Below are 11660 nucleotides of genomic sequence, written 5' to 3'. Positions count from 1 at the left end.
CTCCTCTTCTATTCCATAAGAGACCTCATTTTCTTTGTAAATCCAGCATCTGTCACAGCCAAAACCTTTCTCGATTTTCCAACTGCTATGCTTAATTCCAGTGTTGAAAACACGGTTATAACTTCTACTTGATAATAGTCACTTTTATCTTGAATCTTCTTGGTTAGATTGGGGCCAGCATCATGGGCTAGAAAGACTAGCTTGGCTTTCTGGTCTTGGATGGCTTTAACCACCAATTCCTCACCTGATATGATCCGGCCTGCTCGTTGAGCAAGTCCCAAGAGATTACTTATCTTTTGCTTATTCAAGCCCTAACTCTCTTCTTTTTACTTTGTGATCCACATAAGCGATCAACTCGTCATAAAAGCTTTCTTCCACTTCCATGTTAAAGCTGCGGTTAAAGACTTTCTTCTTTTTTGCCTCTTGGGCTTCTGCATTGTCTAGCTTGATATAAGCGCCACGACCATTGGCCTTGCCTGTCGGATCGATAAAGACTTGTCCTTCTTTGTTCTTGACAATGCGGAGCAAATCACGCTTGTCAATCACTTCGTTAGATACAACAGACTTGCGCAAAGGGATTTTTCTTGTTTTCATCTTTCCCTCCTCTAGCAGCTTTTATTCTTCGATCAATTCATCCGCAACTGCGTAATCAACTTGACCTGCTTCTTCCATAGCTTCAAACTCACTGGCAGACTTGATATCGATACGGTAACCTGTCAAATGAGCTGCCAAGCGAACGTTTTGTCCACGACGACCGATGGCAAGAGAAAGCTTGTTATCAGGTACAACGACCAAGGCACGTTTGCTATCATTTTCATCAAAGATAACTTGGTCAACCTCTGCAGGTGCGATAGCATTGTAGATAAACTCAGCTGGATCCGCTACCCACTCGATAACGTCGATATTTTCTTCAACAGGAATCATACGGTCGCTCTTAGCATCGTAGCGAGCTGGGTGGAATTTGCTGGTGATTTTCTTGATATTAGCTCCACCACGACCAACGATTGTCCCGATAGCATCCACGTTTGGATTGTGGCTGCGAACGGCAACTTTAGTACGGTCACCAGCTTCACGAGCCACGCTCATGATTTCAACAGTTCCGTCATAAACTTCTGGAATTTCTTGCTCCATCAAGCGTTTGATCATTTCTGGGTGGCTACGGCTAACAAAGACGTTGACACCACGAGGATTGTCTTCAACCTTGTAAACATAAACTTCGATACGATCGTGGGAAGCAAAAACTTCACCAGGGATTTGGTCTTGTTTTGACAATTGGGCTTCAATGCTACCAAGGTTGACATAAATGAAGCGGTTGTCAAAACGTTCTACTGTACCAGACATGATTTCTTGTTCATGTTCTTTGTAAGTATTATATGTGATGGCACGTGTTTGCTTGCGCATTTTTTCCATGATGGTTTGTTTAGCAGATTGGGCTGCTACACGACCAAACTCAGCTGGTGCTTCTTCAAACTTAATCTTATCACCAAGCTCATAGGCTGAATTAATAGCAAGGGCATCTTTCAAGCTGATTTCCAAACGGCTATCAAATACTTCATCTACGACTTCACGAACAGTATAGACAGTAAAGTCACCTGTTTTTTCGTTGAAGTCAATAGCTACGCTATCTGACTGACCATAGCGTCTACGGTAAGCGGAACGAAGCGACTCTACTACTGCGTCGATGATGTCTTCTTTTTTGATTCCCTTGTCTTCTTCCAAAATGCGGAAGGCCTCTAGCATTTCTTTACTCATGTTCTTTTTACTTTTGAATCCTCAAAAGCTATCCTTTCTTTTCTATAGTTTTACTGCTAAACGTGCTTTTGATACTAAACTGTATGGAATTTGAACAGTTTTCTTACGTGTCTTGTCCATATACTCCATAGTCAACTCATCCTCTTCGAAGGATACTAAGGTCCCTTCAAAGACTTTTTGCTTATCGATGGCTTGGTAGAGCCCAACATGAATGTATTTCCCAACCGCTCCAGCGACAGCATCCTTGGTTTTCAAAGGACGTTCCAAGCCTGGACTGGTAATTTCTAGGAAATATTGTTCTGGGAAGGGATCGGGCTTGATGGTGTCTAAGACAGGACTGATAATTTCTGTCAGGTCTGCCGTGTCGTTCAAGGTAATTCCTTCGGGTTTATCTACAAAAATACTGAGAATCATGTCACTGCCAATCTTTCCATACTCGATATCCACGAGCTCGAAAGGTGCTTGGATGACAGGTTCTACAACTTCTCTAACTAATTCTACGATTGTTGCGATTGCGTCCACCTCCTCATAAGCAAGAGGCGAAGATATTTCCCCGCCTCTCTTTCTCATATTCTTACTATCAGTATAGCACGTTTGTCAATTTATGTAAAGCATAAGCACTCAAACAGCTGGTTTTCAAGCTATTTCTTAAAATTCTGCCTCAACTCGGTAGATCACTTGACCTTTGCTGGAGAATTTTTGCTCATACTCCGTCATGACATTGCCTTCAAAATCACTGGCATGCAAGTCCAGCCAAACACCATTGAGTTTCATCCCATACTGAGAAAAGCTCACTAGACTGTACTCAAACAAGCCACGGTTATCTGTCTTGAAATGGATTTCCCCATTCTCAGGCAAGATGCGCTTGAAGGTATCCAAGAAACTCTTGTAAGTCAAACGACGTTTTTCATGGCGTTTTTTAGGCCAAGGATCTGAAAAGTTCAGATACAAGCGATCAATTTCACCGTCTTCAAAGTAGTCGGTCAAATCTGAACCATCTACCCACAGCAATTTGATATTGGGTACTCCAACTTCAAGCACCTTATCCAGAGCATAACTCAATACCGACTTTTGAATGTCAATCCCGATGTAGTTGATATCAGGGTTTTGTTTGGCCATTCCTGAAACGAAGGCCCCTTTCCCACTTCCAACCTCAACATGAATAGGATGATCATTTCCAAACAAGTCTCGCCATTTCCCTTTAGCTTCCAAGGGATTGAGGACAACATACTGGGGATTAGCCTCTAGTAACTCCGTCGCCCCTTTACGATTTCTAACTCTCATCTCTTCTTTCCATACTTATCACGGAAGACGCGCAAGGCATAAATCTCCCGGTTTACATTGTCTAAATCTTGATTTTCACAGTATTTGGCAATCTGGTTCAAGTAAGAATACTGACCATACCAATACAATTTATCTAACACTGTCTGATTGTACTTATAGCCGTAGTCTCTCAACCATTGACGCCACTGATAATCTGGAATGTAGTGGCATAGCAAATGCGCCACATCAAACATACGATCCGTCAGACGAACCGAATCCCAATCCACTAGATAAACGAGTCCACTCTCTGTCTCAATCCAATTACTATGGCGAAGATCCCCATGCACAATCGTTGCATGGTCTTCTCTAAAACCTGGAACCGTCTTACCTAGCTCCGCAATCACACTGTTCAAATAGTGATTCTGCTTCAAGATTTCTGGTACTTCTTGTTGCCAAGAACGCAATAAATCAACTGGTGTTTCCATTGTATATCCCAAACGGCTCAACTGCTTCATCAAGGGACGCGAGCGGTGAAGACGGTTCAAGATATTGATAATCTGCTTGCGATTCATATCGTAAGGGGTCAAGATTTTGCCCGTCAGCCATTCCTGAGCACACATATCACTGCCATCTGGCAAACGACGAGTCCATAGTAATTGAGGAGCGATTTGTTCTCTGGCTAGGCCAGGTAGGATTGGAGAGGTGTTCATTTTTACAAAGACGCGCTTCCCATCAGGGTAGCTTCCCATATAAGCTTTGCCGCTCTTCCCAGGGATAGGGGTCAGCGTTAGCTCATTATCACCCAAGTCCATTTCTTTCCTCCGTATAAAGTTTCCTTACTATTCTACTAGTTTTTAGTCTATTCGTCAACCAATCTTTTTAGTTGGTAAGGCAAATAAAACAGTTGTAGGAAGAGACTAGCCCCTACAAGAGCCAACAAGGCTATTTTTTCTTGAAAAACCACTGCTCCGACCAGCAATTCTAACAAAAGAACTGCAATTCCCACACCGACTACAATCTGTTTCAATCCCCTCTCTTTCTCCCCTTTTTCTAATGGAAAGAGCTGGGTCAAGTATTGGTAGTCAAAGGCATGATAGAGGGCCAGTAACTGGAAGAGCAAGAGGTAGTTAAATAGAACTACCACTGCCGTTGCGATCCAAACTTGCTCGATAAAGAGCAAAGCTAACAAGGATAGGAACAAGAGGCGCAAACTGAGAGCAAAGAGATCTCCATTTCGCAGGTAAGAACGAAGGTAGAGGTTTTGCCAGATCTTGCCAGGTACCTTTTGAACAGCCTTTAGGATAAAGTCCAGATAGGCCCGACGCTTGACACTATTTGAAACGCCCTTGACCTGAGTAAAGAGAGCAAAGAAACGAAGCAAGACTTGCTTGCGCTTGCTTTCTTGGGCAATCACATAGTCCCAGTCCAGTCCAGTTTCAGTGAAAAATTTGCTGGCTTTTTGACGAAAGACTAGGTATTTCCCAGCTCCTAATAAAAGCACATAGGCAAGAAAGACTGGCAAACCATAGCCCATGGCTAAAAATAAGGGCGCAAATAAAAGCAAGAAAAGGGTTTGGACAAAGAGCCAAAAGACCAGTGAGCGTACCGTCTGCTCTTTGAGATGGGACTTAACCTCTTCTTCACTGACTAAGAGAAAGAGCTTGTCAGGTGCCTCCATATATGTGGCAATCCCTCCCCAAGCCAAAAGCAAGGTAGATACAATCCCCAAAAACAAGAGGATGGGCCAATGATTTTCAGGAAAATCTTGCAAGAGTTGACTGTACTGGTAAGATAGAAAACCGATGAGAACTAGTAGGAACAAGACAAAGTGGTCATTGAGAACATAACGCAGATAACCGACACACTCCTTACGAAAAGCCTGCTTTCGCTTTAAAAACAAGTCTTTCATAACTCCTCCTCTTTGGTCAGAGCCAAGTAAATATCATTCAAACTCGCTTCAGGCATGTCAAAGGCTTCGCGGAGTTGCTGGAGGTTCCCCTGAGCCCTCACCTCCCCCTTGTGGAGAATAACAAAGGCGTCACACATCTTCTCCGCCGAGTCCAGCACGTGGGTACTCATGAGGATAGACTTGCCTTTTTGCTTTTCTACTTCCAAAAGCTGAATCAAGTCAGAAATAGCCAGCGGATCGAGGCCAAGAAAAGGCTCGTCCACGATAAAGAGGCTCGGATCCACGACAAAAGCACAGATAATCATGACCTTCTGCTTCATCCCTTTGGAGAAATGAACTGGAAACCAGTCCAATTTTTGGTCCAAACGAAACATTTTCAACAAAGGTTCTACTCGCTCAAAAGCTATATTTTGCTCAATACCATAAGCCATGGCAACCGTCTCGATATGCTCCCTGAGGGTCAGTTCTTCATACAAGCTAGGCGTCTCTGGGATGTAGCCAATCTGCTTGCGGTAGCTAGTCGCATCTTCTCGCAGGGTCAAACCATTAATCTTAATTTCCCCACTGTAAGGAGTCAAAAGACCGATAATTTCATTGATAGTCGTTGATTTTCCAGCACCGTTGAGACCAATCAAACCGACCAACTGCCCACTTTCAACTGTAAAGGACACATCTTTCAAGACAGGGACGTGAACATAGCCTCCTGTCAGGTTTTTAATTTCTAACATATTTTCTCCGAATCTGGTATAATGTAGCTATATTATATCAAAATTCAATACAGTAGAGGTGGATTTTATGTCAGATTGCATTTTTTGTAAGATTATCGCAGGGGAGATTCCTGCTTCAAAAGTATACGAGGATGAGCAGGTTCTTGCCTTCCTTGATATCTCTCAAGTAACACCTGGACATACCTTAGTAGTGCCAAAAGAGCACTACCGCAATCTTTTGGAGATGGATGCTACGAGTGCCAGCCAACTCTTTGCCCAAGTGCCAACAGTGGCTCAAAAAGTCATGAAGGCTACCAAGGCTGCCGGCATGAATATCATTGCCAACTGCGAGGAAATCGCTGGTCAAACGGTCTTTCATACCCACGTTCACCTCGTTCCTCGCTACGGTACAGAAGATGACCTCAAGATTGACTTTATCGCTCACGAACCTGACTTTGACAAACTTGCCCAAGTCGCTGAAACCATTAAAAACGCTTAAGGAGATGCCATGAAACTATCAAATCTACTGCTATTCGCAGGAGCTGCAGCTGGAAGTTATTTTGTCGTGAAAAATCGCCAAGCCATTCAGGATGAAGTGCTAGATACAACTGACCGCGTCGAAGCTATCAAGGATGATTTGGATATCATCCAAAACAGCCTACAAATCATCGACCAACAAAAATCCCTTATCAAGGAATACCAAAAAGATTTAACCTATAAATTCAAAGTCTTGGAAAAGGATTTCCAAACTAGAATGGCGGTCCTCCAAGAAGAAAAACAAGAATAAGAGAGCCTCCAAGTTTCCTTAAATCCTTTTTGGGTTACTAGATTCGAACAGAAAAGGGAGGGAATGAAAGTGAAACAGTTTTTAAAAGTTCTAGCGAAGGTCATCGCGATCCCTTGTGGCTGTCTCTGCCTTCTGACGGCTCTAGCATTTCTACTACTGATGAATCTTTTCAAGGCCTCACCGAGTGACATCCAAAAAGGGAATGAATCCTTAAAACAAATATTTATCTCTCTTGACATGCCTCCTGAGAAAGTAGAATCAGATGGACACTATCAATACGAGGGAGGGGGCTTAAATTTTTATGTTACTTTTTCAGAAGAAGTTGTCAATAGCCACCCCGTTCTAAAGGAAAGTCCAAAACTCTCCAAAAACCGACTTAAAGTCTATGTCCTCCAGATAGGAGATATTTCCTACTATAAAGTAGGAGACAACTTGTTCAATCACGGTTTAATACAATTTTTAGAGGAGGAGGGCGAGAAGTATTTCCAAGAAAAAGGAAAGAAATCAAATTCTTCTTACACAATTCTAGCTTGGAAGGATCAGGCAAGTCTCAAAAAGGGAATCGCATTCTATGAAAAAGCCTTGACCTTGGTAGATATTCAAGATAACTCGGTAATCAAACACATTGATACTATTACCATTAAGCCTGGCAAGGAAGTGGAAATCAAGCAACTCATCCAAGAGATGGATGAGGCTAGCTTGCTCACTCAAAAGTATAAATAGTAGACTAACTGGAAAATGATTTTTCGACGCTAAATGTTCAAAGATAACACAAAAAGAGCCAGTCGGCTCTTTTTACTTTATTCTCCTTCAAAGGCATCTTTTATGTGGTCAAAGAAGCCTTTTTTCTTTGGATTGACTTTCAAGTCACCTGCAGCTGCGAATTCTTTAAGCGCAGCTTTTTGGCGGTCGTTCAAACCTGTCGGAGTCACGACATTGACAGTCACGTATTGGTCACCAACGGCACCGCCACGAAGGCTCGGTGCTCCCTTACCACGTAGACGGAATTTCTTGCCAGTCTGAGTTCCTTCTGGAATGACCAATTCAACATCACCATGCACGGTTGGAATTTCCACAGTATCACCAAGAGCTGCTTGGACAAAGTTGAGGTTCAGATTGTAGAAGATAGTGGTTCCTTCACGTTCAAACTTATCACTAGCTTCTACTGAAACCACCACATACAAGTCACCATAAGGTCCACCGTTAAATCCTGCTTCACCTTGACCCGCTAGGCGGATTTGTTGGCCTGTTTCCACACCCGCAGGGATCTTCACATGTACGCTATGAGCTTGTTTTTCATGACCTGTTCCGTGACAAGTTGTACATGGATCTTTGATTTCTTTTCCGCGACCATGACAGACATCACAGGTTACTTGGCGGCGCATCATACCAAGAGGAGTCTGCGTATCGACGTTAATAACACCAGCGCCATGACAGCGTCCACAAGTGACTGGACTTGTCCCTGGCTTAGCACCAGATCCATTACATGTACGACAGCTAGCTTCACGATTGTATTTAACTTCCTTTTCTGTTCCGAAGATAGCTTCTTCAAAGGTCAAGTTCACACGGTACTGGAGGTCATCCCCTTGACGAGGAGCGTTTGGATTGCGCGAAGCTCCGCCTCCACCGAAGAAACTTGAGAAAATATCCTCAAAACCACCGAAGCCACCTGCTCCGTCAAAGCCACCAAAACCACCGGCACCACCAAAGCCACCGTTGGCACCTGCAGCACCATATTGGTCGTAGGCTGCACGTTTTTGGTCGTCACTCAAAGTCTCATAGGCTTCTTGAACTTCCTTGTATTTTTCCTCAGCACCAGGCTCCTTGTTGATATCTGGGTGGTATTTTTTGGAAAGCTTACGATAAGCCTTTTTGATCTCGTCTGCCGAAGCGTTTTTTGACACCCCCAGACGATCATAAAATTCAGTATTGTTCATACAAGATACTAAGAGCGAACAGAAAGCGACTGAAATTTAGGAAACCGACAAGAAATCCTGATTTCTTAGGAGGTTTATCTAATTTCCAAGCTTTCCGCTCGAGTTCAATTACGAACACCCTTATTCCTTTCTGTTAATATTGCGGAACGAGACCACGATTTAAGTCGGGTTCAATTCCTTTCTTTTATATTCCCAAACAAATCAGGTTCAGTCCCTTTTTACCGAAAAACAGAGGCTGGGTTGCAACCTCTGGATTTCTTCTTATCATTACGACGTTCGAGTTTTAAAAATCAAACTAGTAATGCTAAATCGAGCACTCCCTAACCTCTTGGTGAAAAAGAGACGTAGCTGTTTTCGTTTTAGCGAACTACAGATATGGCTACCTTTAGGTGCAAATCTTCCTAGAAACTAAAAGATTCCTATTTTCACTGTGAGGTTTTAACGGGCTTTGCATCTTATTTTTCAGTAAACTCTCCGTCTACGACATCATCGCCTGCGTTTCCTGTTGCTTGCGCGCCTTCTGCTCCTGCTTGAGCTTGTTGAGCAGCTGCGGCTTGTTCGTAGAGTTTAACAGCAAGGCCTTGAGCTTTTTCGTTCAACGCTTCAAGTTTTGCTTTCATTTCATCCAAGTTGTTGTCTTCTTGAGCTTTTTTAAGGTCATCAAGGGCAGCTTGGGCAGCATCACGTTCTGCATCGAAGCCTTTGCCTTCAGTTTCCTTGATGGTCTTTTCAGTCGCAAAGATAGCTTGGTCTACTTCGTTACGAAGATCTACTTCTTCCTTACGTTTCTTATCTGCTTCAGCGTTTGCTTCTGCATCTTTCATCATGCGGTCGATTTCTTCGTCTGTCAAACCTGAGTTAGATTGGATAACAATTGTTTGTTCTTTTTGAGTTCCAAGATCTTTAGCCTTAACAGACACGATACCGTTCTTATCGATATCAAATGTTACTTCGATTTGTGGGATACCACGAGGTGCAGCTGGGATATCAGTCAATTGGAAACGTCCAAGAGTCTTGTTATCTGCTGCCATTGGACGTTCACCTTGAAGAACGTGGATATCAACGGCTGGTTGGTTGTCTGCTGCTGTTGAGAAGACTTGTGACTTAGATGTTGGAATAGTAGTGTTGCGATCGATAAGTTTTGTAAATACTCCACCCATTGTTTCGATACCGAGTGATAATGGCGTTACGTCAAGAAGGACAACGTCTTTAACATCACCAGTGATCACACCACCTTGGATGGCAGCACCCATGGCAACAACTTCGTCAGGGTTTACTGATTTGTTTGGTTCTTTACCAGTTTCAGCCTTAACAGCTTCTACAACGGCTGGGATACGAGTTGAACCACCAACAAGGATGACTTCATCGATTTCTGACAAGCTCAAACCTGCATCTGAAAGGGCTTGACGAACTGGAACTTTTGTACGTTCAACAAGATCACGAGTCAAATCGTCAAATTTCGCACGAGTCAAGGTCATTTCTAAGTGAAGAGGTCCAGATTCACCAGCAGTGATGAATGGCAAGCTGATTTGAGTTGAAGTTACACCAGAAAGGTCTTTCTTAGCTTTTTCAGCCGCATCTTTCAAACGTTGAAGAGCCATCTTGTCAGTAGACAAGTCAATACCATTTTCTTTCTTGAATTCTGCAATCATGTGATTGATGATTTTTTGGTCAAAGTCGTCACCACCGAGTTTGTTGTCCCCTGCAGTCGCCAATACATCGAAGACACCGTCACCCAATTCAAGGATAGATACGTCGAATGTACCACCACCAAGGTCAAATACCAAGATTTTTTCTTCTTTGTCAGTCTTGTCCAAACCATAAGCAAGAGCTGCTGCAGTTGGTTCGTTGACAATACGTTCTACTTCAAGACCAGCGATTTTACCAGCGTCTTTTGTAGCTTGACGTTGTGCATCATTGAAGTAAGCAGGTACTGTGATAACAGCTTTAGTTACTTTTTCACCAAGGTAATCTTCAGCGTAACCTTTCAAGTATTGAAGGATCATAGCTGAGATTTCTTGTGGAGTGTATTCTTTTCCGTTAGCAGAAACTTTTTCAGAAGTTCCCATCTTAGATTTGATAGAGATAACTGTATCTGGGTTTGTGACTGCTTGACGTTTTGCAGCGTCACCAACGATGATTTCACCGTTTTTGAATGAAACTACAGATGGAGTTGTGCGGTTTCCTTCTGGATTTGCGATGATTTTGCTTTCAGTTCCTTCAAGAACTGCTACTGCTGAGTTTGTTGTACCTAAGTCAATACCGATAATTTTAGACATGTGTTTTTCTCCTTAAATTTTATATTCTATTTTTCTTTTTGATACTCTTCTTAGATGGCGGCGCTGTCAGAGCTTGACTTCGTCAATCTCTTTGACTAAACTTTGAGCCTAAGGTCTTAAAGTTTGCGTAAATAACGCCACGGCGAAGAGTATCGCCTTTGGTTCGCTTCGCTCACTATTGCAAAGCTGAACTACTTTTTTATCTTTCTTTCATAGTTTATTGTCATTTCGGACAAGTTTTCTATTATGTAAATTGCGACATGAGGAGTCGAAATTATACGCAGTAGCTGATTGGCAGTTCACTTCGCAAATGCTTGTGACCAACCTAATCACCCTTGCGGGGGTGCGTCAACGAAATCACAGATTTCTGACTTACCACATAGTTGAACACGCTCTAAGCTCTGTGTAAAAAAGATAGATTTCCTTGTGTTCATCGAACACTTCGTCAATCTCCTATTTTTACTGTGAGCTTTTTACGGGCTTTGTATCCTAGTTATAAACCACCACCATTGCTGGTCTTAGGATACGGTCATGGAGTTTGTAGCCTTTTTGAAAGACTTGGGCGATGGTATCTGCTGGATGTTCATCGTCTGCTGGGAGAGTTTGGATGGCCATGTGATAGTTATGGTCAAATTCGCCGTCAGCTGCGATTTCTTCGATTCCTTCTTCTTTCAAAGCGTGAATCAAGCTCTCTTGCACCATCTCCAATCCTTTTTTCACATCATCTGTCAAACCTTCAACTGCTAGTGCACGTTCTAAGTTGTCGAGCGATGGTAAGATTGCTTTTGCTAGGTCCTGGCTACGGTAACGTTGCAAGTTTTGACGTTCTTCATTGGCACGGCGCTGGATATTTTGCATTTCCGCATGAGCACGAAGGTATTTGTTTTCGAACTCATCCGCACGTTCATTTGCCAAGTCCAACTCAGACTTCTCAGGAGTTGTTTCTTCAGTTGTTTCCACAACTTCCTCTTCTTTTATTTCTTCGTTTTTTTTATCTTGGGCCATTTTCGCCTCCTTTAATGATTT

14 protein-coding genes are annotated in these 11660 nt (G+C 42.9%); 3 read left to right on the top strand and 11 right to left on the bottom strand.

Annotated features, from left to right (window positions below):
* Positions 1-8 precede the first annotated feature (8 nt).
* The 8 genes from M9H69_RS02065 to M9H69_RS02030 all read right to left on the bottom strand — a co-directional run bounded on the left by M9H69_RS02065 (position 9) and on the right by M9H69_RS02030 (position 5652).
* Entirely contained in the window at positions 9-308 is a 300-nt protein-coding gene (locus M9H69_RS02065; protein ID WP_001041396.1) for a YlxQ-related RNA-binding protein, read from the bottom strand.
* Entirely contained in the window at positions 301-594 is a 294-nt protein-coding gene (gene rnpM / locus M9H69_RS02060; RefSeq protein WP_250315782.1) for an RNase P modulator RnpM, read from the bottom strand. Before rnpM ends, M9H69_RS02065 begins: the two co-directional genes overlap by 8 nt.
* Before the next feature lie 21 nt (positions 595-615).
* Positions 616-1752: a transcription termination factor NusA gene (nusA, locus tag M9H69_RS02055; RefSeq protein ID WP_000032280.1), complete on the bottom strand. Its 1137-nt coding sequence runs from the start codon at positions 1750-1752 to the stop codon at positions 616-618.
* A gap of 42 nt (positions 1753-1794) precedes the next feature.
* A complete protein-coding gene (gene rimP / locus M9H69_RS02050; RefSeq protein ID WP_000338695.1) occupies positions 1795-2274 on the bottom strand; it encodes a ribosome maturation factor RimP in 480 nt (159 codons plus the stop codon).
* 126 nt (positions 2275-2400) lie between these two features.
* Entirely contained in the window at positions 2401-3036 is a 636-nt protein-coding gene (gene trmB, locus M9H69_RS02045) for a tRNA (guanosine(46)-N7)-methyltransferase TrmB (RefSeq protein ID WP_001266088.1), read from the bottom strand.
* Complete coding sequence (ccrZ, locus tag M9H69_RS02040; RefSeq protein WP_250315781.1) at positions 3033-3827, bottom strand: cell cycle regulator CcrZ; 795 nt, start codon at positions 3825-3827, stop codon at positions 3033-3035. Before ccrZ ends, trmB begins: the two co-directional genes overlap by 4 nt.
* 47 nt (positions 3828-3874) lie before the next feature.
* A complete protein-coding gene (locus tag M9H69_RS02035; RefSeq protein WP_250315780.1) occupies positions 3875-4924 on the bottom strand; it encodes an ABC transporter permease in 1050 nt (349 codons plus the stop codon).
* On the bottom strand, positions 4921-5652 hold the full coding sequence (locus M9H69_RS02030) for an ABC transporter ATP-binding protein (protein WP_131200793.1): 732 nt from the start codon (positions 5650-5652) through the stop codon (positions 4921-4923). Before M9H69_RS02030 ends, M9H69_RS02035 begins: the two co-directional genes overlap by 4 nt.
* A 67-nt stretch (positions 5653-5719) precedes the next feature.
* Here M9H69_RS02030 and M9H69_RS02025 point away from each other — a divergent pair, with 67 nt between their 5' ends.
* From M9H69_RS02025 to M9H69_RS02015, 3 genes are all read left to right on the top strand, one after another.
* On the top strand, positions 5720-6130 hold the full coding sequence (locus M9H69_RS02025) for an HIT family protein (RefSeq protein ID WP_001278323.1): 411 nt from the start codon (positions 5720-5722) through the stop codon (positions 6128-6130).
* A 9-nt stretch (positions 6131-6139) separates the two neighbouring features.
* On the top strand, positions 6140-6418 hold the full coding sequence (locus M9H69_RS02020) for a hypothetical protein (RefSeq protein WP_000777742.1): 279 nt from the start codon (positions 6140-6142) through the stop codon (positions 6416-6418).
* 63 nt (positions 6419-6481) lie between these two features.
* Positions 6482-7141 carry a hypothetical protein gene (locus M9H69_RS02015; RefSeq protein WP_250315779.1) on the top strand — a complete coding sequence of 220 codons (660 nt, stop codon included), beginning with the start codon at positions 6482-6484 and terminating at the stop codon, positions 7139-7141.
* Positions 7142-7218: 77 nt separating this feature from the next.
* Here the strand turns inward: M9H69_RS02015 and dnaJ are convergent, their stop codons facing one another.
* The 3 genes from dnaJ to grpE all read right to left on the bottom strand — a co-directional run bounded on the left by dnaJ (position 7219) and on the right by grpE (position 11639).
* Positions 7219-8355 (bottom strand): molecular chaperone DnaJ, encoded by a 1137-nt coding sequence (gene dnaJ, locus M9H69_RS02010; protein ID WP_001066316.1) that lies wholly within the window; start codon positions 8353-8355, stop codon positions 7219-7221.
* A 455-nt stretch (positions 8356-8810) separates the two neighbouring features.
* Entirely contained in the window at positions 8811-10634 is a 1824-nt protein-coding gene (dnaK, locus tag M9H69_RS02005; protein WP_009730619.1) for a molecular chaperone DnaK, read from the bottom strand.
* Between the two features lie 489 nt (positions 10635-11123).
* On the bottom strand, positions 11124-11639 hold the full coding sequence (gene grpE, locus M9H69_RS02000) for a nucleotide exchange factor GrpE (RefSeq protein ID WP_250315778.1): 516 nt from the start codon (positions 11637-11639) through the stop codon (positions 11124-11126).
* Between the last annotated feature and the right edge of the window lie 21 nt (positions 11640-11660).

The organism is Streptococcus oralis, assembly GCF_023611505.1.
In the GTDB taxonomy this organism is placed as follows: Bacteria; Bacillota; Bacilli; order Lactobacillales; family Streptococcaceae; genus Streptococcus; species Streptococcus oralis_CT.
Note: the sequence above shows the minus strand (reverse complement) of the source record. Positions and strands in the feature narration are given on the sequence as shown.